The 22,258-nt window shown below is 59.5% G+C and carries 20 protein-coding genes; 12 read left to right on the top strand and 8 right to left on the bottom strand.

The window, feature by feature from the left end:
- Positions 1-261: 261 nt before the first annotated feature.
- Positions 262-546, top strand: coding sequence for a hypothetical protein (locus ABVS03_RS03440; protein ID WP_368018053.1), 285 nt, complete (start codon positions 262-264; stop codon positions 544-546).
- A gap of 39 nt (positions 547-585) precedes the next feature.
- On the opposite strand, the gene ABVS03_RS03435 is transcribed toward ABVS03_RS03440, so the two are convergent.
- Entirely contained in the window at positions 586-2,139 is a 1,554-nt protein-coding gene (locus tag ABVS03_RS03435; RefSeq protein ID WP_368018052.1) for a hypothetical protein, read from the bottom strand.
- 90 nt (positions 2,140-2,229) lie between these two features.
- On the opposite strand from ABVS03_RS03435, the gene ABVS03_RS03430 reads away from it, so the two are divergent.
- Genes ABVS03_RS03430 through ABVS03_RS03420 form a run of 3 tightly spaced genes read left to right on the top strand, consistent with a single transcriptional unit; the run spans position 2,230 to position 5,928 of the window.
- On the top strand, positions 2,230-2,910 hold the full coding sequence (locus ABVS03_RS03430) for a TetR/AcrR family transcriptional regulator (protein WP_368018051.1): 681 nt from the start codon (positions 2,230-2,232) through the stop codon (positions 2,908-2,910).
- 26 nt (positions 2,911-2,936) lie between these two features.
- Positions 2,937-4,319: an MFS transporter gene (locus ABVS03_RS03425; protein ID WP_368018050.1), complete on the top strand. Its 1,383-nt coding sequence runs from the start codon at positions 2,937-2,939 to the stop codon at positions 4,317-4,319.
- 1 nt (position 4,320) lies between these two features.
- Entirely contained in the window at positions 4,321-5,928 is a 1,608-nt protein-coding gene (locus ABVS03_RS03420; RefSeq protein ID WP_368018049.1) for a glycoside hydrolase family 36 protein, read from the top strand.
- Positions 5,929-5,931: 3 nt separating this feature from the next.
- On the opposite strand, the gene ABVS03_RS03415 is transcribed toward ABVS03_RS03420, so the two are convergent.
- From ABVS03_RS03415 to ABVS03_RS03395, 5 genes are all read right to left on the bottom strand, one after another.
- A complete protein-coding gene (locus tag ABVS03_RS03415; protein WP_368018048.1) occupies positions 5,932-6,690 on the bottom strand; it encodes a gamma-glutamyl-gamma-aminobutyrate hydrolase family protein in 759 nt (252 codons plus the stop codon).
- Between the two features lie 81 nt (positions 6,691-6,771).
- Positions 6,772-7,527: an amino acid ABC transporter ATP-binding protein gene (locus ABVS03_RS03410; RefSeq protein WP_368018047.1), complete on the bottom strand. Its 756-nt coding sequence runs from the start codon at positions 7,525-7,527 to the stop codon at positions 6,772-6,774.
- 40 nt (positions 7,528-7,567) lie between these two features.
- Positions 7,568-8,413, bottom strand: coding sequence for an amino acid ABC transporter permease (locus ABVS03_RS03405; RefSeq protein ID WP_368018046.1), 846 nt, complete (start codon positions 8,411-8,413; stop codon positions 7,568-7,570).
- Positions 8,410-9,069, bottom strand: coding sequence for an amino acid ABC transporter permease (locus ABVS03_RS03400; protein WP_368018045.1), 660 nt, complete (start codon positions 9,067-9,069; stop codon positions 8,410-8,412). Before ABVS03_RS03400 ends, ABVS03_RS03405 begins: the two co-directional genes overlap by 4 nt.
- A gap of 131 nt (positions 9,070-9,200) precedes the next feature.
- Positions 9,201-10,202 carry a glutamate ABC transporter substrate-binding protein gene (locus tag ABVS03_RS03395; RefSeq protein ID WP_368018044.1) on the bottom strand — a complete coding sequence of 334 codons (1,002 nt, stop codon included), beginning with the start codon at positions 10,200-10,202 and terminating at the stop codon, positions 9,201-9,203.
- Positions 10,203-10,586: 384 nt separating this feature from the next.
- Here ABVS03_RS03395 and ABVS03_RS03390 point away from each other — a divergent pair, with 384 nt between their 5' ends.
- From ABVS03_RS03390 to ABVS03_RS03380, 3 genes are all read left to right on the top strand, one after another.
- On the top strand, positions 10,587-11,888 hold the full coding sequence (locus ABVS03_RS03390) for a glycoside hydrolase family 3 protein (protein ID WP_368018043.1): 1,302 nt from the start codon (positions 10,587-10,589) through the stop codon (positions 11,886-11,888).
- Positions 11,889-11,960: 72 nt separating this feature from the next.
- Positions 11,961-12,887 carry a DUF3825 domain-containing protein gene (locus ABVS03_RS03385; protein ID WP_368018042.1) on the top strand — a complete coding sequence of 309 codons (927 nt, stop codon included), beginning with the start codon at positions 11,961-11,963 and terminating at the stop codon, positions 12,885-12,887.
- A gap of 36 nt (positions 12,888-12,923) precedes the next feature.
- Positions 12,924-13,565 carry an HAD family hydrolase gene (locus ABVS03_RS03380; protein ID WP_368018041.1) on the top strand — a complete coding sequence of 214 codons (642 nt, stop codon included), beginning with the start codon at positions 12,924-12,926 and terminating at the stop codon, positions 13,563-13,565.
- Here the strand turns inward: ABVS03_RS03380 and ABVS03_RS03375 are convergent.
- Together ABVS03_RS03375 and ABVS03_RS03370 are read right to left on the bottom strand one after the other, a co-directional pair.
- A complete protein-coding gene (locus tag ABVS03_RS03375; protein ID WP_368018040.1) occupies positions 13,562-14,860 on the bottom strand; it encodes a hypothetical protein in 1,299 nt (432 codons plus the stop codon). The genes ABVS03_RS03380 and ABVS03_RS03375 overlap by 4 nt on opposite strands.
- Before the next feature lies 1 nt (position 14,861).
- A complete protein-coding gene (locus tag ABVS03_RS03370; protein WP_368018039.1) occupies positions 14,862-15,563 on the bottom strand; it encodes a LytR/AlgR family response regulator transcription factor in 702 nt (233 codons plus the stop codon).
- A gap of 244 nt (positions 15,564-15,807) precedes the next feature.
- Between ABVS03_RS03370 and ABVS03_RS03365 the strand changes: the two genes are divergently transcribed.
- From ABVS03_RS03365 to ABVS03_RS03345, 5 genes are all read left to right on the top strand, one after another.
- Positions 15,808-18,825 carry a glycoside hydrolase family 3 C-terminal domain-containing protein gene (locus ABVS03_RS03365; RefSeq protein ID WP_368018038.1) on the top strand — a complete coding sequence of 1,006 codons (3,018 nt, stop codon included), beginning with the start codon at positions 15,808-15,810 and terminating at the stop codon, positions 18,823-18,825.
- Positions 18,826-18,994: 169 nt separating this feature from the next.
- Entirely contained in the window at positions 18,995-19,525 is a 531-nt protein-coding gene (locus ABVS03_RS03360; protein ID WP_368018037.1) for a nitroreductase, read from the top strand.
- A gap of 63 nt (positions 19,526-19,588) precedes the next feature.
- A complete protein-coding gene (locus tag ABVS03_RS03355) occupies positions 19,589-20,365 on the top strand; it encodes a YwaF family protein (protein ID WP_368018036.1) in 777 nt (258 codons plus the stop codon).
- A 178-nt stretch (positions 20,366-20,543) separates the two neighbouring features.
- Positions 20,544-21,257: a DUF969 family protein gene (locus tag ABVS03_RS03350; protein ID WP_368018035.1), complete on the top strand. Its 714-nt coding sequence runs from the start codon at positions 20,544-20,546 to the stop codon at positions 21,255-21,257.
- The gene (locus tag ABVS03_RS03345) at positions 21,257-22,222 is read left to right on the top strand and encodes a DUF979 domain-containing protein (protein ID WP_368018034.1); all 966 of its coding nucleotides are present in this window, start codon (positions 21,257-21,259) and stop codon (positions 22,220-22,222) included. Before ABVS03_RS03350 ends, ABVS03_RS03345 begins: the two co-directional genes overlap by 1 nt.
- The last annotated feature ends 36 nt before the right edge of the window (positions 22,223-22,258 follow it).

Below are 22,258 nucleotides of genomic sequence, written 5' to 3'. Positions count from 1 at the left end.
CAGCGTCTGCTCCGGCACCGCCTCCTGTCAAGAGCGGCCAGACTCGCTATTTCATGCAGCCTGCTGCGGCTATTTCAGCTGATATCTGGCAGACGCTCAGCATGCATCGAGCTTTGAGCTTGAGACATGGTACCGGACTGGAATATGCATCGGCCTTATCGGGGTGGGTATGCTCACCCGACGTTCAAGCAGCACAGGGCAGTTCATCGGGGCTGCGGAACCAAAGGCGCTCCAGCTGCTGGCGTATCGGAGGCGGGTGAGATGCTATTGCTCGTTGTCATGTTTGTCCTTCTGCTCATGGTGGGCTTCCAGCTCATCCGTGGCCTCTTCTTCCGTGGCGGCATGGGCATGGGAGGCTGGCTCGGTGACTGGGGCAGAGGTGCCGGCCGGGGAGATCCTGGCATGCGTGGTGGCTGGGAATCTGAAGGCGGCCCCCGTGGCCCTCATTGTGGGCGCCGGACAGAAGAGGTCCAGGAGGTCCTGATGGGCGAGGCGGCGGCCCGGGAGGTCCGGGCATGCGTACCTAGATGCAAGACGTATTCATGAAAGCAGCGCCAGCCCTCTGTGGCTGGCGCTGCTTCTTTTCTATCTGCTCGCTTTCGCCCAGGAAGACTTGAGGCCATGCACAGCGAGGTCGACCGCACGATAGGCACCGTCGTAGATGCCCATCTGGTTCGCTTCCTCGATGCGGTCGCACATGAACGAGATGAGGTTCCTGTCATGCTGGAAGGAGTCGATCATCGAGAGGACCTCTTCGGTCCTGTCCATCTCGTAGGTGCCGTCTCCTACCTCTGCGGCACGTATAGCTCCCCATGCTTCATGGCCGCCGATGCGGTGGATCATGAGCTTCGGGATGGGATAGAACGAGAATTCGCTTGGCTTCGTGACAAGGATATCGGAGCAGTGCATGAGGACATTGGAACTGTAGACGGCTGAGAAGATGTCCTCATCGCAGAAGGCATGGATGCCCTGGACATCTCCTGCATAGGCTGCTTCGGCGAAGGCTTCCGTGCCGGCAAAGTCGCCGAAGTGGGTCTCAGCGAGAGCGGAGAGCCCATCGACGGATTTCACGAGCCCTTCCCAGACATCCTTGTGGTCGCCGACATTGATGAAGACGGCGGCCTCATGCTTCTTCACGTAGGGGATGAGGTGGGAGACAATGGCAGCAAAGAGCTCCTGCTGCGCTCCTGCGCCGCCGACAGAGAGGAGGTAGCGCACAGGGCCACCTCCGAGCACGCGCTCGCGACGGGACCTGCAATCCTCGGGTATCGCTGAGACCAGCTCGTGGTCCACATAGTGGCCCGTATAGAAGAGGGAATGTTCCGGCATGGGGGCAAGCTGCCTTTTCGGGTCCATGCCGCGGAGCTGGTGGTAGCCAAGATAGGCGCTCGGCGTCTGCACGGTGTGGATTGAGCCTTCTGCCAGATGCAGCGCCATTGGCCAGTTGTCGGGAATCGCATTCACGACGTGCGTCATCCCGGCATGGACTGCTGCCTGTGCACACCACGCATGGGTGCCGATGAAGGGCGTGTCCTTTGCGATGTCGCGGAAGAGCGGCACCAGAAGCTCGCTCATCTTCTGGTCGCCTGCGTTGTAGGAGAGCTTGCGGAATCCTTCGCTGTTGAGCGGCTCCCAGAAGAGCTTGTTGAAGAGGGGAACCTGCTGCGAGACCTTCGAGCCCTTGGAATAGAGGCTGTTCTGCCAGGCGATGGCAGCAGATCCTGTTGAGCCTTTGAATGAGGCAAGGTCCATCCAGTAGGGGGTGTATCCCATCGCATGAGCAGCCGATGCCATGGCCATCGCAATCCGGTAGTGCCCGAATCCCATGCGGATATTGCCGACAATGAGAGGAGCGCCATGGGCGTCTTCCTGCGTGGCAGAGGTCTCGGGAGGCATGGGTGCCGCTGCGGCATCTGCCTTGATATCGAAGGCATCTCCGGTGCCTGAGAGCGCGAGGTTCCGGACGCCGAGGGCGTCTGAGATTACCGGCACCGGTTTGGCCGCAAGGTGGTAGACCGCATTCGAGTCATCGCCGAAACGCTTGAGATAGCTTTCCTTGGAGCGGACGGCCTTCTCATAGGTGTGCTCGTCCTGGACATTTCCGAAGGCGCTTTTCGCCCGGTCTTCGTCTCTCTCCATGGATTCCTCCTTGACGGGTGGCGGCATGCTTGATAGTCTGACTATCAAAGTGATAGACAGACTATCACTCACGCGGCAAAGGAGTCAAGAATGGAGTACGCAGGTCTCGACACAAGCCTGCTGAAGCGGGGGATGCGTGACCTTTCGGGCTCTGCCGAAGAGAGCCGCGATGCCCATATCGTGGCCTGTGCAGCGGCGCTTTTCCTGAAGGATGGCCTGGGAGAGGTCCGGATGACCGACATTGCCGATGCTTCTGGTGTCGGCGTAGCCACGCTCTATCGCCGCTTCTCCACGAAGACGAATCTTGCGATTGCGGCAGCGACGCTTCTCTGGCAGCGCTTCAATGACCGCATCATGGATATCGTGGAATCGGACTGCTTCCTTGCCATGTCGGGCGCAGACCGCCTCGAGTGCCTGCTGCGCGAGTATGCAGCGCACTATGCGGCAAACAGGGAATTCGTGCGCTTCCTCGACGACTTCGACCATCTGATGCTTGCAGAGCATGTCGGCCTTGAGGCGCTTGCCGACTATGGACGCGAGGTCGACTCGTTCTATCTCATCTTCGTCGATGCCTACCAGCTCGGCGTCTCCGATGGCACGGTCAGGCAGATCGACGATTTCAGGACGTTCTACCGCACGGTTGCCCATGCGCTTACGGGCCTGGCAGAGAAGATCTCCCGGGGCGATGTGATCCCCTCCGACCGTTTCGAGGAAGACCCCTCAGAGCTTGTCTGCCTTGTCGATATGGCAGTGCGTTTCATCAGGATCTAGGCACGTTTCTGCGAGAAGGGATATCCATGGAGAGCAGGCCGCTTGCAGATGGGAAGACCATCCGCCTCTTCGCGATCGGACAGCTTGGCTGGGCAATACTTTCGGGCATCATCAGCAACTGGCTCGTCTACTACTACATGCCCTCCGATACCCTGGTCGCAGAAGGCATGCCCATCTTCATCACCCAGGGCATCGTATGTGCCGGCCTTACCGTCATTGGTATCATCACGGGCTGCGGACGCCTGCTCGATGGCTTCATCGATCCCTTCATCGCCTCGAAGTCTGACTCTCTTGCCAGCCCTCACGGCAGGAGGATCCCGTTCATGAGGAGGGCGGCGATTCCGTTTGCAGCGATGACGGTGCTCGTGTTCGTGCTGCCGGGAACTTCGTCTGCGGTGGCGAACAATGTCCTGCTCTTCTGCTGTCTCATGCTCTTCTACATCACGCTCTCGCTCTACTGCACGCCGTTCAATGCCCTGATTCCTGAGCTCGGACGTACGCAGGAGCTCAGGATCAACATCTCGACCTATATCTCTGTGACCTATTTCGTCGGCACTGCCATGGCATATCTCGTGACGATGATCTCAGGCTTCCTCGAGCCGGCCTTGGGCCCTGCCAATGCATTCCGTGCGACGGTCGCCGTGCTTGCTGTCGTCGCTGCCATCTGCATGCTCGTTGCTGCCTTCGGGATCGACGAGGTCAAGTACGCCGATACGCAGCCGAGCTCGACTCCCATGGGGCAGTCGGTCGTGAAGACCTTCAAGGACCGCGAGTTCCAGATCTTCGAAGGGTCCGACGTCCTCTACTGGGTCTCAATCACGATGTTCCAGACGGGCCTTCCGTACTATGTCACGGAGCTCATGGGCTTCGACGACTCCTGGACCTTCATCTTCTTCGCTGCGATGACGGCGATATCGCTCCTGTTCTATGCACCGGTGAACATCCTGGCCAAGAAGATGGGCAAGAAGAAGCTTGTTGCCTTCGCCTTTTTCTTCTTCTGCCTCGCCTTTGCTGTGACATCGGTCTGCGGCCAGTTCGGCATCCCCTCGCTTGTCTGGGGCATCCTTGTGGCCGTGCTTGCCGCCGTGCCCATGGCAATGCTTGGCATCCTTCCGCAGGCTGTGCTTGCCGATATCGCAGAGGCTGATGCCATAACGTCTGGAGAGAACCGCGAGGGCATGTTCTATGCCGCACGCACGTTCAGCATGACCTTGGGGCAGACGCTTGCGATGGTCCTCTTCACGTCGCTCTCGACGGCTGCAGGGGGACAGATGGGCTACCGTCTCACGGCAATCGTCGCGACCATCTTCTGCTTCGTGGCGGGGCTTGTCTTCACGCGCTATCACGAAGCCAAGGTGCTCAGGACGATTGGCGCCACGGAGTCGGCTTCTGCAGAGGAAGGCAGATAGGATGGCTTTGCTCGCACATATCCTGAAGGCGCCTTCCTGGAAGCTTTCCTGGCGGACAGCTGCCGGAAAGGAAGGAACGGCATCCGTCCTCGTGCCGGGAGTGCCTAGGCTTCCCTTAATGGCGGAGCTCGAGGAGACAGAGAACGGCTGCCGCCTGTGGATTGAGCCTCTTGAGCCTCTGATGGTGGCCTCCGTCGAGGCGACGATCGAGCCAGATATGGAAAAGGCCACGGCGCTCTTCCTCAATGGCTACAACTCCTGGACCGACTCCTGCGAGCGTCCGCTCGATGCTTCGATGGCCGGCCTTGCCCATACGCCGAAGGCGGCCATCCGCCATTGGGTGCTCGATGCCTCGGGTGACTACCGCTTCTGCCCCCAGAATCCCAAGAGTGGACATCAGCACGGCGAAGGCTATGGATATCTGCGCTACGGAGATGAGACGCTCCTCTTCGGAGAATGCCTGCCCGATCTTGGGCTCACGACGATCCAGGAAGATCTCGATGCGCAGAAGTTCAGGATCGTGAAGGAAGGGCCAGCCCGTCTCATCGAGCCCGGCGAGCGCATCTGCGTCTTTGCGCTCTGCCTTCTGGAGGGAACAGCAAAAGAGGCATTCGCTCGCTTTGTGACATGCATAGGGGAGAGGCGCAGGCCAGCTGAGCCCCTCGTCGGCTTCACGAGCTGGTACAGGCACTACGGGGATATCGATGAGGAAAAGCTTGTGCAGGACCTCGCTGGTGTCAAGGCAGCGCTTTCCAGGCAGGTGCCCGAAGGCATCCTTCCGGTCTTTCAGATCGACGACGGCTACACGAAGGTAGGGGACTGGACGCATCCAAGCACAGAGCGCTTCCCTCATGGCATGGGCTCCATGGCAGAGAAGATTGCTGCAGTGGGGCTTCTTCCGGGGCTCTGGATCGCACCCTTCGTCTGCGAGAAGGACTCTCGGCTCTTCCATGAGCATCAGGAGTGGCTTCTGCGCGATGAGGCAGGAAACCCCGTGATGAGCGGCTCTCACTGGTCAGGCGGCTATGCGCTCGATACCTTGAACCCTGAAGTCCGCTCCTATGTGCATGAGGTGCTGGGACTTGCTGCAGATACCTGGGGATTCCGGCTTCTCAAGCTCGACTTTCTCTATGCGGCAGCGCTCCTGCCGCATGGCGGGAAGAACCGGGGCGAGCTCATGGCAGACGCGCTCGACCTTCTGAGGGATTCCGTTCCTGAAGGCACGCTCTTCGATCTCTGCGGCGTGCCCATCATGTCTGCTATCGGCCGCACCGAGTACTGCCGCATCGGCTGCGACGTGGGGCTTGACTGGGATGGCGCGCCGTACATGAGGATATCCGGCCGTGAGCGCGTGAGCACGAAGAATGCTCTCGGCAATATCCGGGGACGTGCGCATATGGATGGCGTGGCGTTCCTCAACGACCCCGATGTCTTCTTCCTGAGAGACGATGTGAAGCTCTCTGAAGCACAGAAGAAGACGCTCCTTGAGGCAGATGCCTCGTTGGGGAGCGTCCTTTTCACGTCGGATGATATGGGCAGCTGGAGCAAAGAGCAGAAGCGGACATTTGAAGAGGCTCTGCACGCATTCGCTTCGAGGAAGCGCGGCTAGATCCTAGGCCTTGCGTGCGGCATCCACGAAGGCATGCCAGAGCGCGCGGTCTGAGGCGAGTGCCGGCCACGTGTATTCAGGGTGCCACTGCACGCCGAGGACGAAACGTGCCTCAGGAAGCTCGATGCACTCAGGCACGCCGTCTGTTGCCTCGCCGGAAAGGATGAGCCCCTCTCCCAGCTTCCCGACGCAGCAGTGGTGGGCCGAGTTCACCTGGATCTCTGGCTTTCCCACAATATAGGCAAGAAGCGTATCTGGCTTCACCTCGACAGGGTGGACCGGATCGGTCAGGACCTTGGCATGGCGCCAGAGCTGCATGCCTTCCCGTGGCTTGAGGCTCGGCACATCCATGCAGAGCGTGCCGCCGAGTGCCACGTTCAGGAGCTGCGTGCCGCGGCAGGTCGTGAAGAGCGGCTTGTCTGCAGCGAGGATCTTCTGTACGAGCGGAAGCTCGAAGGCATCGCGCTCGGGGCAGAGGAGGGCCGGATCGTATGGCTCGGTGCTGCCGAAGCGGGCAGGGTCCACATCGGGGCCGCCCTGCAGGGCAAAGCCGTCGCAGAGCTCTACAAGCTGGTTGATTGCATCTGCGTCATCTGTCAGCGGAAGCAGGATAGGCGTGCCTCCTGCATCGACGATTGCATCAGGAAAGCAGCTTGCCATCCCCTCGGTCGGGGCAAGCTGGTCGGGGACCTGTGCGGTCGGCACCTTCCTCTCCCAGCGGGGAGCGATGCCGATAAGAGGACGCTTCGAAGATACAGACATGGAAAAGGACCTTTCATGAGGACACCCCGCATCGTTTGCGGCTGATGCGGGGCGCCAGATGTGCAGTGCGGGATATCCTGGCTAGTGGCCCATGATGGAGTCGAGGAAGTCGCGGGCACGCTGGCTCTTCGGATGCTCGAAGAACTCGTCAGGTGTGCCTTCCTCGACAATCTGGCCGTCTGCCATGAAGACGACGCGGTCAGCAACGCGGCGGGCAAAGCCCATCTCATGCGTCACGACGATCATCGTCATTCCCTGCTTTGCAAGCTCGACCATAACGTCCAGGACCTCGTTGATCATCTCGGGGTCGAGGGCAGATGTCGGCTCGTCGAAGAGCATGGCCTTCGGATGCATCGCAAGGGAGCGGGCAATCGCGACACGCTGCTGCTGGCCACCGGAGAGCTGGGCGGGGACCTTTCCTGCCTGCTCGGCCACGCCGACGCGTCCCAGGAGGTCCATGGCCTCCTTCTTGGCCTGCTCCTTCGGCTCATGCAGGACATCGATGGGACCCAAGGTCACGTTATCCAAGATTGTCATGTGCGCGAAGAGGTTGAACTGCTGGAACACCATGCCAAGGTCGGCACGCATCGCAGCGAGCTCCTTGCCTTCCTGGGGAAGAGGCTTGCCTTCGATCAAGATCTCGCCTGAATCGATGGTCTCGAGGCGGTTGATCGTGCGGCAGAGCGTCGACTTGCCCGACCCGGAAGGGCCGATCACGACGACGACCTCGCCCTTGTGGACGGAGAGATTGATGTCCTTCAGGACATGGAGGTCTCCGTAGTGCTTCTCGACATGCCTGAGCTCGATGACGGGTACTGTGGCTGCCTGTGTATCCATATGGCTCCTATCCATTGCCAATGTCTGCCTATCTTCCTTGCTAGACGGGATTCTCGTTCGTGCGGGCCACGATCGAGGAGCCCTGCTTCCGGGCAAGGGAGATGGCGAACTGGTTGATGCCGTAATTGATGAGGATGTAGATGATTGCAACCACGAAGTAGGTGGAGACGAGTGCATCGTAGTTTGTGATGAGGACACGCGCATTCTGCAGGAGGTCGGGGAACGACACGACGTAGGCGACGGTCGTGTCCTTCACGACAACGACCAGCTGCGAGATGAGCGACGGTATGACCATGCGGATGGCCTGTGGGAACACGATCTTGAGCTTGACGTGGAGCGGGCTCATGCCGAGAGAGAGGGCAGCCTCCGTCTGGCCCTTCGGCACGGCGTACATGCCGGCACGGAAGACCTCGGCCAGGACACCTGAGGCAGCAAGCGCGACCGGCAGCGTGATCATCCAGAACGAGGACATCTTGATGCCGTACTGGGGGATGACCAGGAAGAAGAAGTAGATCAGAAGCAGGCTCGGGACGCCACGGAAGAAGTTGATGATCACATGGCAGATGCCGGCCAGGATCTTGTTCTCGCTGATGCGGCCCATCATGAGGAGAAGGCCGAGAGCAAGGGCGATGATGCCTGCCGCGACAGCGACCTCGACCGTGCCGACAAATCCCTGGAGCAGGAAACGCCAGGTCGTCCAGCGCGTGAAGAAGGCCCAGTATTTCGGGGCGAGCTGGCCTGTGACATAGAAGCGCTGGACGATCGCGAAGATGCCCAGGGCGACGAGGACGAGCGCTATGGCCGTCCAGATGCGGATGCGGTGACGGGTCTTGGGACCGGGTGCCTCGTAGAGGGCGTCGCGCATGGAGACAGTCGTGGCACTCATCTCAGGATCCTCGCTTTCCTGTCGATTGCATTGCCGACAAAGCCGATAGCAAGAGCGGTCAGGGCATAGCCGAGCGCGGAGATGAAGAACGTGGCAATGCCGCCAGCGACCTGGGTGTTGATCGAAGAGACGATGCCGGTGAGCTCATTGGGATCGAGCGGGACCTGGGAGCCCAAAGCTGTCGTCAGCATGACGGCGATGAGCAGGTTTGTCATCGGCAGCACGGACGAGCGCAGGGCCTGGGGAATGACGATGCGGCGCAGGATCTGCGTGAACGTGAGGCCGATGGAGCGTGCTGCCTCGATCTGGCCGACGCCGATCGTGTTGATGCCGCTCATGAAGTTCTCCGACCCGAAGGCAGAGCCCAGAAGGATTGTCGCAATGATCACGCAGTCGCGGTAGGACAGAAGGACCTTGAGATACGGCAGCGCATAGACGCAGATGATCAGAAGCGAGATGCCGGGGATGTTGCGGAAGATCTGCACATAGAGGTCGCCTACGACGCGCAGAGGCTTGATCGGGCAGACACGCATGATCGTGATGATGACAGAGAGCAGCATCACGAAGACGAACGAGATGGCGGTAAGCTGCCAGGTCGTGAGAAGGGCCGTGATGTAGTCCGAGCCATAGGCGCTCCAGAGCTCAGCGAAGCTCATGCATCCTCTCCTTCCTTTCTGTGAGGTGCCTTCTGGAAGAAGGCGTGTCTCTAGAAGTATGAGGTTTCCGCCCGGGTGCAGCGGAAACCTCATAGTGTGCTAACAGCCAGGAAATATGCTGGATAGGGTGCCTATGCCTCGATGACAGGAGGCTCGGGGGCGTTGTCGAGGCCCGTGCGGTCGCCGATAGCGATCTTCCAGAGCTGCTCCCACGTTCCGTCATCCTCGATGCTCTTGAGCCAGGCGTTGACGAAATCGACGCCGTCGGAGCCGAGCGGGAGGCCAATGCCGTAAGGATCGTCCGGACCGAACGGGTCGCCTGCGATGCGGTACTTGCCTGGGTTCTTGACGACAGAGCCCATCTGGAGCGTCTCGTCGATCACATAGGCATCGACGCGCCCCTGCTCGAGGGCCTGGCGTGCCTCCTCGTCGGTGCTGAACTCCTGCTGCTTGGCATCAGGGGCAAGCTCGCTCACGATGCTGGGACCCGTGGAGCCAGACTGGACAGCCACGTTCTTGCCGGCGAGGTCATCGACGCTGTTGATATCGGTGTTGTCTGCGAGGACCAGGATGGCCTGCTGGGAGACGAAGTAGGGGCCTGCGAAGGAGATGACCTTCTTGCGGCTGTCCGTAATCGAGTAGGTTGCAAATACGGCGTCGACCTGGTCGTTCTGGAGCACGGACTCGCGGGTATCGGATGTGACCTGCGTGAGGTCGAGCTTCGTCTCGTCGCCCAGGATGTAGCGGGCCAGGAGCTGATAGAGGCCGGCATCGAAGCCGCGGACCTTGTTGTCCGTCTCGTTCAGGAGGCTGAAGAGGGTGGAGGTGCGGGTGCCGCCGACGCGGAACGTGCCGGCATCCTTGATCTTCTTGGCCCAGGCATTTGCGGAGATCGTTGCGTCGTCTGCGGTGGCGCCGCCAGCAATCAGGGAGTCATAGGCGTCGATATCGAGGTCGGTCGATGCGCTCGACGTGTCGGACGAGCTCGAGGACGAGGATGAAGACGCTGTGCTCGAAGAGGTGTCAGAAGAATCGCAGGCTGCAAGGCCGAAGAGGCCTGCTGCTGCAATGGTGCCAGCTCCTGCTGCGAGTGCCTGGCGCCTGGTGAGAAGAAGATTGTCAAGCTTGCGCATGTCAGTGCCTTTCTTTTCATTGTTCTGGCTTCCGCAAATCATGCTCCCCTGTCTCGGAAGCCATGGCAAAAGAGATAGTGCGTTACTTATACCGCCGTAGTGGCATTAAGTATTCAACCATTGGCCGAAGAGGTACTGTTCTGCAATGAATCTTTCAGACAGCTGGCTATATCCAGGAAAGATAGCGGGGATATTCTCTCTGATGCATTAACCATTCATCCGGTGCTGCGCGGCGTTCAGAAAAGAGCTATCTTCATAATTCTGAATGTCGCCTGCCGAAAAGGGCCTTCCTCATGCTGCGAATGCTGAACGGGCGGGTAACAGAAGAGGGACCTGATAGCGGCAGGGCGGGTGCGGGCGCGCTGTCCGGACAAGGAGGCGCCAATGGAGCCCAGAAACAGCAAGGAAGATATCGGCAATGCCGGCAGAGGGTGTGCCATGACAAGGAGGGGAGCGCTTGGCCTTGCGGCAGGCCTCGCAATGCTCGGCGTAGCTGGATGCTCCGGCTGCGGCAAGACGGATGACGCTGCAGACGCAGCTTCAGATGCGCAGGAGAGCCCTGCTGCAACAGACAGCACCGATGCCGGGACGCAGGAAGAGGCAGCTCCCGAGCCAACGGCTGAGGAGCTTGCGGCACAGCATATAGAGGAGCTCTTGGGTGGCCTCACGACAGAGCAGAAGGTAAGCCAGCTCTTCTTCCTGAGGCCCGAAAGCCTTGTCTCGGATACGATGACGGAAGCAGGTTCGGAGGCGCAGCAGGCACTCCAGGCCTATCCCGTAGGTGGCATGTGCTTCTTCGGAAAGAATCTCGAGGATACGGACCAGACAGTCCAGATGCTCTCCGCCCTGAAGACGTATTCGAAGGATGCCTGCGGCATACCGCTTCTGTGCTCTACCGACGAGGAAGGTGGCACGGTCTCGCGTATCGGCGGAACTCCTGGCTTCGGCATTGCCAATGTCGGCGACATGCGCGCTATCGGCGATGCCGGCGACGTCTCGGCAGCACGGGACGTGGCGGAGACGATTACGGGCTATCTCCTGCCACTCGGCTTCAATCTCGACTTCGCACCAGATGCTGACATCTGCAACAACCCGGACAGCTACACGATGGCACAGCGTTCGTTCGGAACGACTGCTGCCACTGTCGCTCCTATGGTGGCAGCGCAGGTCGAGGGCTTCGTCTCTTCCGGCATCGGGTGCTGCGCGAAGCACTTCCCGGGCATAGGGGGTGCGGTCGGCGACTCGGAGACCGAGCCTATCGTCTCCGAGAAGACGGCAGACGAGATGGCAGAAGAGGAGCTCAAGCCCTTCCAGGCTGCCATCGCGGCCGGTGTCCCCATGATCATGGTCGGTCACCTCTCCTGTCCCAATATCACAGGCACGTATGCACCTGCTTCCATCTCGAGGGAAGTCGTGACCGACATGCTCCGCGATCGTCTTGGTTTTGACGGTGTCATCATCACCGACTCGCTCGAGATGGGTGCCATCGTCCAGGATTACACGATCGAGGAGATTGTACTCTCAGCGCTCGATGCCGGTGTTGATATGCTGCTCATGCCAAGCGATTTCGACCGGGCCTATGCGGCTGTGCTCAGCGCTGTGGAGGCAGGAGACATCTCCGAGGACAGGATCGATGACTCCATCCGCCGCATCCTCAAGATGAAGGTCGGCCTGGGGCTCGTGTAGCGCTCAATTCCATCGGATGCTCTCACAGGCGTATGATACAGAAGAAGGCTGATGTGCAGAGAGGAGCAGCCGATGGAGAAGGGCCGGGACGAGATTTCGCTCTTTGATTTCGCCTATCTCGGCGAGTGGGGAGAGACCTCTGCGCGCCTGGCACAGATGACCCTGCCTGAGCGGTGGGACTTCGCCGGAACAGGGCCTCGCAGCTACGAGATCCTGAGCGACTATCTGCGCTTCACGTTCCTTCGTCTCGAGCGTGAGGGCAAGGTCCTCATCAGCGATGATGAAGATTTCTGCGCCTTCAATACCGGCCTTGTCGATGAATCGTATGAGGACATCTTTGCCTGCTTCACGCCGAACAGGATTCCGGACAGGCAGCCCTGGTATCTCGAAGGCTTCGCTGCGGCAGGAGCAGACAGGCTCGGCGACAGGCTGCTCAGGAGCTTCCACGACCTGCCGGAGCGTGCGCGCTATCTCTTCAAGGCAGAGGATGTGCTCTACGACGTGGACCAGGTGCCGACGCCTGACTATGGCCATATCCTGATCGGCAATATCGACCGGCTGCCTGAGGCCTTCCTCGTGCGCGAGCTTGCAGACAATGAGGAAGAGCTGGCATGCACGAAGCGCGCGTTCGCAGCGAAGGAGAAGGATGCGCGCAGGGATGCCTTCGATGCGCTTGCAAAGCTTCTGGATGCCGACCAGCTGCGCTTCCGGCGCCTGAAGGACCGGCTTGATGCTGCCATCAGGCTGTCGGTCAAGCAGGTTGCCTGGAACTGGAGGTGGGCGGTGCCTATCTACTATCCTGCCAGAGACTGTGTGAGCCTGCTTCTGCCGCTCGACCTCACAGAGGACGAGCAGCCCGATATCGCGCTCGTGCTCGAGCGGACGCAGTCGGGCCGCTACATCGGCCAGACGATACTGACGGCAGAGATGGCATACAAGGATGCGCGCCTGATTGCACGTCCTGGAGCCGAATGGCTCGATGCCTGCTTCGTGAAGTGAGACTTGAGCCCGAGTGGAAAGATAGGAGAGAGACTGATGATAAAGCCGGATACGCCCGCATGCGTCCTCTTCGACTTCGACGGCGTCTGTGCCGATACCGAGAGGTATGGCATAGAGCTCGACAGAGAGGTGTATGAGCTCTACGGCATCAATCCCACGAAAGAGGAGATGCAGTCGCTTGTCGGCACGACGGGGCTTGAGTCCATCCCGGCACTTTTCAGGAGGTATGGCCTCACGGTCACGGCGCAGGAGTTCTTTGCAAAGCGCCGTGACAACACCTGCATCTACCGTGATTTCCCGCTCGAGGCAGAAGCAGGCCTTCTGGATGTCCTGAAAGACCTTCGTGCCCGCCATATCCCGACGGGCTTGGTCTCTACGACAGCAGCTTCCTCCATCCTCTTTGCGCTCGACAGGCTCCATCTTACGTCCTGCTTTGACGTGATTGTCACAGGGGACATGTGCGAGCATCACAAGCCAGAGCCCGATCCCTATCTTCTGGCGCTGAGGCTCTTGGGAAAGGATGCGAAAGACTCCATCGCCGTCGAGGATTCTCCTGTCGGCATCCATGCCGCCAAGGCTGCGGGGCTCTATGTGATGGGGTATCGGGGCGCAAGCATTGTGCAGGACACCTCGGAGGCAGATGAACAGCTCGAGGGGTTCCCATCATTCAGGGTCTAGCAGCCTGGCGCTACCGCCAGACGGAGCGTAGTGAGTCCGCCTTCGCTCATGACAATCAAAGAGCCTCCATGCTGAGTGGCAAGACGTTTCACAGCCTGGAAGTCTTCGAGGGCTGAGAGCTTCTCTGCTGAGGCGGGGATAGGCATATCGCATGAGATGAAGAGCATCCCGCCGTGCTGCTTCAGCGAAAGGTCTATGGCCCGTTCTTCTTGATTCTTGCCTCGGCTGGCAACAAGCATCGCAAGGCGTCCAATGCCCGTGACCAATGCATAGAGGTCTGTGCTGCGGAGTGCCCCGCCATCAATCCTGCCTGCCATGCACGCAAGCGTGATGTCCTGCTGCCCGCAGAGCAGCTCCATCTTTGCAAGCGCTGCATTGATGGCTTCGCTGTGCGTCCGGAGTGTTGCATCGTAGCTTCTGAGATTCTTCTCGACACGGTCGAGATATCCTCCCAATCCTTCGGTCTGCTCTGCACGCACACCCGCGACAATATGCCGCACATCGTGCATGAGGCTGCCCAGCCGTTCGAAGAGGGCATGGGAAAGATCGAGACTGGATTGCGCATCGGCAAGTATCTGCTCGCTTGCCCGCGCTTCCCGCGAAGAGATGACCTTCTGGCAGGCCATGTATTGAAGCGAAAGCACCATGATGCAGACCAGAAGGCTCATCCATACGGACCTGAAGCGAGAATCATCCAGCTGGAACAGCCCTTGGAAGCCAAAGGTGCAGAGGAAAAGCATGGCCAGAAGGGCAGAGGCTCCGAGCACGCCGTAGGGTTCGTCTTCGAGGAGCCGCCCTCCGGTCCTGGAGAGGACATCCCTGAATATCAGCCGGACGGCTGTGTACCAGACGATGCAGGCAAAGGCGCTCAGACAGAAATAGAGCGCAAGATTCTGGGTGAGGCTTGGCCATATCCAGAGTGCAAGCCATTCATGCACCACGATGTAGACAATGTGCTGGGTCGTGTAGGCGGTGGCTGCACTCCATAGAAGATCGGTCAGGCCTATACGGAAGCAGCACTGCAGCGAGAACGTCATAGCAAACACAAGCGATAGGTACCAGAGGACGTTCATGGCATTGGGCAGCGCTGCCGAGACAACGAATTCCCTGAAGGGGAAATAGCCAAGCGAGACGAAAGAGAAGCCTGCAATGAGGCCCGCAGCCTTGAGTGCGGCCTTCGGCTTCGGCTCTGCCTGGATAGCAAGCAGGACAAAGGCAGCGGCAAGGTATTCCCAGACGAAGCGAAGCTCCTCGAAGATAGCGAGAGGGGTTGCAGCAGCAAGGAAGGCAGCCACGTCAGATTCCTCCTGCACAGGCAATGAAGGCCTCGGTGAAGGCCTCGCGCCTCGATCTGCTCATAGCGAGCTCGTCTGTGCCGACCTTTACGCTGGAACCTGAGATTGCCTTGACCTGCTTGAGGTTCACAAGGTAGTAGCTGTTGCAGCGGGCGAATCCTGAGCTTTCGAGCTTCTTCTCGCATGCCGTCATGGTCTCGCGTGTGCGGTAGGTCTCATGAGCGGTGTGATACATGAGGTAGTGACCATGCGATTCGATGTAGAGCACATCGCGGATCGGGAGGATCATCATGCCATCAGCAGTCTTGATGACAAGAGACTGCTCCGAGCGTTCTTGGACGCGGGCCAAAGCCCTCGTCAGCTTGAGCGAGAAGGTCGGGTAGGAGATCGGCTTGACCAGATAGTCGGCGGCCTCCACTTCGTAGCCTTCGAGGGCATATTGCGGCATGCTCGTGACGAAGACGATCGTGATATCGGGATTCACGCTGCGCAGAAGCCTTGCGGCTTCCATGCCGGATATGCCTGGCATGTCTATATCGAAGAACACAAGAGAGAACTGGGATGAATCCTCCCGCAGAAAGGAAGCGGCATCCGGAAATGCGATGGGCTCGATATCGGCATCATGGCTCTTTGCGTACTCATCGATATAGCGGACGAGATTGTCCCTGTCGAGACTTGAATCGTCGACGATTGCAGCCTGCATGCATCCCCTTTCCAGTTTGCATCCTCGCTACATCCTAGCCTATCGGCGGGGGCGGATTCGCCGTGCCGGCGACCGTTCGACCTTCCGGAATCCGCAGACGGTGCTTTTCCGTCGAATCCTGCCAGCGCGCTGCCGAAACGTGCCAGCCCGCTGTATCTGCATCCTGCTTCCGAAGAAGATGGCATCAACAAGAAAGGGCTTGGAGGACCATAAGTGAAGCCATCAGGATGAGGGAGGACATCAGATGACGAATTCGAAGAAGCCGCAGACCAAAGGCGGACTTACGAGGCGCTCTGTGCTGGGGCTGGGAGGCATCGGAGCCGGTGCTGTTGCCCTGGGTGTCGGCAACTACTATGCGAACAAGTATGCGCCGGTCATCAATACCTATCTCGGGCAGAAGAGCTACGAAGTCAAGGATGGTGGCGCAGGAGCTGAGGACAGCGTCTACTTCAAGGCGTCCTATAGCAGCGAGTCGGAGCGTCTTGCGGCAGATGCATCCATTGCCAAAGAAGTTGCGCAGGAAGGCTTCGTCCTCCTCAAGAATGATGGCGCGCTTCCGATGGCAGAAGGCAGGGTCACGCTTCTCGGTGTAAGCTCTGCAGACATCCTCTACGGCGGTGGCGGCTCCGGCGCTGTCGACTCCTCGACTGCTCCGACCCTGAAGTCTGCGCTCGAGGCTTCTGGCTTCGAGGTCAACCCGACGATGTGGAGCTTCTACACTGAAGGCGCGGGCAGCTCTATCCGCATGGATGTCGCCGATATCGCAGGCACGGGCCGCTATGTCATCCATGAGGCATCTCCGGACCTCTTCACAGATACGGAGACCGCAAGTCTCGGCGACTACAGCGATGCTGCCATCGTCGTCTTTGCCCGCTCCGGCTCGGAGAGCTCGGATGTCCCGAGGACATATGATGAGTCGTATCTTCAGGACGTCGATATCAAAGGCTATACCGGCACGGTCCATTCGAGCAGGCTCGATTCGGATGACGATCTTGGACGTCATTATCTGGAGCTCACCTCGAATGAGGAAGCGCTTCTGGAGTATGCTTCCCAGCACTTCGGCAGGGTTATCGTGCTGATCAATTCCGGCAATGCTATGGAGCTCTCGTTCCTCGACAGCAGCCGCTTCAACGTCGATGCCTGCCTCTGGATCGGCAACCCAGGCCAGGACGGCCTCTATGCCGTGGGCGATATCCTGACAGGCGCCGTGAATCCATCTGGCAAGACGGTCGATACCTACGCCCGCAACTCCCTGTCTGCGCCGTCGCTCATGAACTTCGGCTCGAATATCATCGCTGGCACAGACAATGCGCCATTCGTTGTCTACCAGGAAGGCATCTACGTCGGCTACAAGTACTATGAGACCCGCTACGAGGACTGCGTGCTCGGACAGGGCAACGCAGATTCCGCAGTCGGAGCATCCGGCTCTGCAGACAAGTGGAGCTATGGCAGCGAGGTGCAGTTCCCGTTCGGATTCGGCCTTTCCTATACCTCCTTCGAGCAGGTGCTTTCCGGAAGCGCCCAGAAGGATGATACGGTGACCCTTACCGTCAAGGTCACCAACACGGGGTCTCTTGCAGGCAAGGATGTCGTCGAAGTCTATGGCCAGAGCCCCTATACGGACTATGACCGCGCAAACGGTGTCGAGAAGGCTGCTGTCCAGCTGGTGGGCCTGGCCAAGACCGATGAGCTTGCACCTGGTCAGTCGCAGACGCTCGAGGTGGCCGTCTCCCTTGCAAGCCTCAAGAGCTACGACGAGGGCGGCAAGGGGACCTACATCTTCGAGGCAGGCGACTACTACCTCGCAATCGGTACGGATGTCCATGACGCCCTCAACAACATCCTTGCTGCCAAGGGTGCATCTGGCATGGATGCAGAGAGCGATGCAAGAAAGGCCGTGAAGCTCTCGCTTGGGGAGAGCAGCGACTACGCCACTTCTCCCTATACCGGCGCTGCAGTTCAGAACCAGTTCGAGGATGCGGACATGCGGAGCTATGACGCAAGCTTCACCTATCTGACGCGCAGCGACTGGGAAGCCAGCTATCCCACGACCTATGCCTTCACGGCAACTGATGAGGTGCTCCAGGCGCTTGCTGTACAGGAGGGACAGGACGATCCTTCCGCGGTGATGCCGACGACAGGTGCCCAGAATGACCTCACGCTCGCGATGCTCCGTGAGGTCGATGCGGACGATCCGGCATGGGACGATCTTCTTGACCAGCTGACACCCGAAGAGATGTACAACCTGGTCCGTGTCGGCGGCTACCAGACTCAGGCGGTCAACTCGGTGGGCGCTCCAGCAACGGTCTGTGTCGATGGCCCTGCCTATGTCGGCAATGCTGGCACGACAGGCGTCAATACTGTCGAGAAGACCTATGCCTGGTGCTCCGAGGTCGTCATCTCCTCGACCTGGAATCCTGCCTGCGCCAAGGCAATGGGAGAGCAGATCGGCGAGGACTGCCTTGCTCAGGGCGACCTCAACTTTGCGGGCTGGTATGCGCCGTCGATGAACATCCACCGTACGCCATTCTCGGGACGCAACTTCGAGTACTACTCAGAGGATGGCTTCCTCTCCGGACAGTTCGGAGCTGCCACGGTTGCAGGTGCCCGCTCCAAGGGCGTCATGACATTCGTGAAGCACTTCGCTCTGAACGACCAGGAGACCAGCCGTACGACTATCGCCACGCTTTCCAACGAGCAGGCAATCAGAGAGATCTACCTTGCAGCCTTCGAGCCAAGCATCTCGGGAGGAGACGAGGGCACGCTCGGCATCATGCTGAGCATGAACCGCGTCGGCCTTGTCTGGTCTGGCGACAACAAGGGTCTCACGACGAATGTCGTACGCGGCGAGTGGGGCTTTAAGGGTGCCATCATCACCGACCAGGCATCCTACCCGCAGGCCTTCCCGCTGCTGGCCATCCGTGCAGGCCTTGCTGGCGGTACTGACATGTGGCTCAACTCCGGTACCGACAACTGGCAGATCGATGGCTATGCATCGAATCCGACGGTCATGACGCAGCTGCGCCAGGCCTCCAAGCACATCCTCTATGCCGTCTCCCGCAGCCTTGCCATGAATGGCATCTCTTCCACGGCAAAGGTCGTCTCTGTCATGGCGCCATGGCAGATGGCACTCACGGGAATCGATGTGGCAGCAGCGGTCGGTGCTGCGGCAGGCATCTACGCTATTGTCCGCGGGGCAAAGCGCCGCAAGGCTGAAGCTGCCGAGGACGAGGAAAGCTCAGACAGCAGCACGAGCAAGTAGCTTCATCAACATCTGGATCAGTGCCCCTGAAGCCATTGACAGCTTCAGGGGCACATCTGCATTGGGATGTTTTCAGGTTCGTCCTTGTGGCTAGCTAAGCGCAAGCGGGGAAGCGCATAGGGTATGAGTCCTTATGAATGATGCAGGCTTTCTCTTGGAGGAGGTACTTATGGAAAATGCTCTTGAAGCAATCCATAACCGCCGCAGCGTCCGCGCCTATGAGGACAAGGCGGTGCCGAAGGACCTAATAGACAAGGTTATCGATGCTGGACTCTGGGCGCCAAGCGGCATGGGCAGGCAGTCTGCCATCGTTGTTGCTGTCACGGACAAGGAGAAGATCTCCTGGCTCTCCGAGCTCAACAGGAAGATTGGCGGCTGGAAAGAGGGGTTCGATCCTTTCTATGGGGCACCAGTCGTGCTCATGGTCCTCGGCAAGAAGGACATGCCGACCTATGTCTGCGATGGCTCCCTCATGATCGGCACCATGGGAATCGCAGCGGAAGAGCTGGGTCTCGGCAGCTGCTGGATCCATCGCGCGAAGGAAGAATCGGAGATGCCGGAAGTCCAGGAGTGGCTCTCCTCGCTCGGCGTGCCTGAAGGCTATGAAGGCGTGGGACATCTGATTCTGGGCTATCCTGTGAAGGACAAGGTGGCTGCTCCGCAGCCACGCAAGGACGGCCGCGTCTTCTGGGCGGAGTAGGCCTGAGAAGCTGGGAATCGATGGCTCAAGGGTTGGCCGACATGGCCTTGGAGGGGGCCTGAGATGGGAACCGTTGTCTCATGGCTTGAAAACCTCTTCATGCCGGCGACCCTTCTGGCAGAAGGCCAGGGCTGGCCGCTCTTTGGAGCTGTGCATGTTGCCTGGCTCGCGGCATCGTGTGCTCTCATCGCCTTCTGTGTCCTCCATTACCGTGCGCTGTCTGCTGGGCAAGCGCGGAAGCGGATGACATACGTCGTGACGATCGTGCCGCTCATCCTTCTGGCTTTGCAGGATCTGGGCTTCATCGCTACAGGCACGTTCACGCCCAGCTGGTGGCCGCTCCATTCCTGCAATGCCTGCGAGTATCTCGGCATCATCTATGCGATATGGCCTGCCGCCTGGATAGGGGAGACGCTCTTCTGCCTTTCTGCCACAGGAGCCATCTGTGCCGTGCTGTTCCCTGGCTGGGCATGGTGTCCGCCTCTGTCATGGCCGGTCGTCTGTGGCTTTGCCGAGCATTCCCTGATGCTTGCCCTGGTCCTCATGAAGCTTGCGACCGGCGAGCTTCGGCCCAGCCTCGGACGTCTTTGGCAGGCGGTTGCCTTCACAGGTGCCTATCTTGTCTTCTGCCTTGCGGTGAATGCCCGCTTCGGGACAAACTTCATGTTCGTGCGCGTGCCGGCAGAAGGCTCCCCTCTCGAGGCCTTCTTCCAGCTCTTCGGCTGGCCAGGCTATCTGGTGCCCTATGGGCTGGGGGTGCTCGGCATCTGGATTCTCATGCATAAAGGATATGCTAGGCTGTGCCGGCATTGCACGCATGCAGGGGCATGCAGGCACTGAGATACGTGCCTCTGCACGGATGCGCAGACATCCTGCTGGCTGGCATGTCAACACGATAAACTCTTCTTGAAGGAGCAGGGATGTGCTGGGATACTGTCGTGCTGCAACTGATGGTGGCAGGGCCTGGCATCCGAGGAACTCTGGCTTTTGTGCCCTGCCTTCGCGAGAAAGGGTGCAGATGGAAGCGCTCAAGCTCCTGGGCATCCTGATCGTCGTGATCGGATTTGCCCTCAAATGGGATTCGATCCTGACGATCATGGCTGCCGCTGTCGTCACTGCCCTCATTGCCGGCATGGATCCTCTGGTATTCCTGCAGACGCTGGGCAAGAGCTTCGTCTCGAACCGCAACATGCTCATCACGGTCGTCGTGTTCCTGCTGACGGGCACGCTCGAGAGGAACGGCCTGAAGGAAGCGGCGAAAGACGTGATGGCAAAGGTGAAGAATGCCACAGCCGGCATCGTGCTCGGTGCCTACGGCGTCTTCCGCGTGATCTTTGCTGCCTTCAATGTCAGCTTCGGTGGCGTTGCCGGCTTCGTGAAGCCTGTCGTCATGCCCATGGCAGAGGCGGCAGACGAGGCAGGTGGCCACAAGATGTCCCGCAAGCATCATGAGGAGCTCAAGGCCATGGCAGCCGGCATGGAGAATGTCGCCTGGTTCTTCGGCCAGGTGCTCTTCGTCGGCACGTCCGGCATGCTGCTTGTCCAGGGCACGATGGCCGACCTCGGCTACACGGTCGACCTTCCCCAGCTCGCTGCCATCCAGATCCCTGTCGCCGTCGTCGCGGTCGTCGTTACGACGATCTACTACGCGATCTGCGACAAGAAGCTCACGAAGGAAGATCCGAAGCAGCTCGAGGCTGAGGCTGCGGCCGGCGTGAAGGAGGAAGACTGATGGGTGTCATCGAATTCTTCCAGAGCGCCGATGTGACGCTTTCCCAGAAGCTCCTCGAGGTCGTCTACCTGATCATTGGCCTCGTCTGCATCTATGCAGGAATCCGCAATGCAAAGGACGAGACGAACGAAAAGAGGATCGGCACGGCCTTCTTCTGGTGCATTCTCGGCATCCTCTTCATCGTCGGCCCCTGGGTGCCGTATGAGGTGGACGGCGTCCTCGTTATCCTCATGGTCATTCCGCCGATTGCAAAGCAGGTCGGCAAGGGCGCAGACCGCACGAAGCCGACCGACACTGAGGCGCATGCCGGCTACAAGGACCTTGGCACGAAGATCTTCATCCCTGCCTTCTCCATCGGCGTCGTTGCCCTGATCTTTGCCCTCTTCACGAAGATCAGCTCGCTTGTCGGCATCACCGTCGGCGTCTTCATCGGCATGGTCGTCCTGCACTTCATGCGTCCGAAGCAGAACACGATGAAGGTCTATCTCGAGGATTCCCGCCGCATGATTGATATCGTGGGCACGCTGATCATGCTTCCGACGCTCCTTGCAATCCTGGGATCGGTCTTCACGGCGGCAGGCGTCGGCAACGTGATCTCCGATATCGTGGGCGCCATCATCCCTCAGGGCAACATGGTCGTCGGCATCGTCGTCTACTGCCTCGGCATGGCCCTCTTCACGATGATCATGGGCAATGCCTTTGCCGCCATCACGGTCATGACGGTAGGCATCGGAGCGCCGTTCGTGCTGTCGCTCGGTGCCGATCCTGTCATCGTCGGCTCCTTGGCCCTTACCTGCGGCTACTGCGGCACGCTCATGACGCCGATGGCAGCTAACTTCAACATCGTCCCTGTCGCGATTCTCGAGATGGACGACGAGTACGGTGTCATCAAGAAGCAGATCGTTCCTGCCCTCATCATGCTCGCCTTCCAGATCATCCTCATGATCTGCCTTGTCGCGCTGTAGTTGGGTAGAGACCTTTAAAGCAAAGAATGAGAGCCT

It is taken from the genome of Olsenella sp. AGMB03486 (genome assembly GCF_040884255.1).
GTDB lineage: Bacteria > Actinomycetota > Coriobacteriia > Coriobacteriales > Atopobiaceae > Olsenella_L > Olsenella_L kribbiana.
The sequence above is the reverse complement of the archived record's forward strand: the minus strand, read 5'-3'. Positions and strand labels throughout refer to the sequence as shown.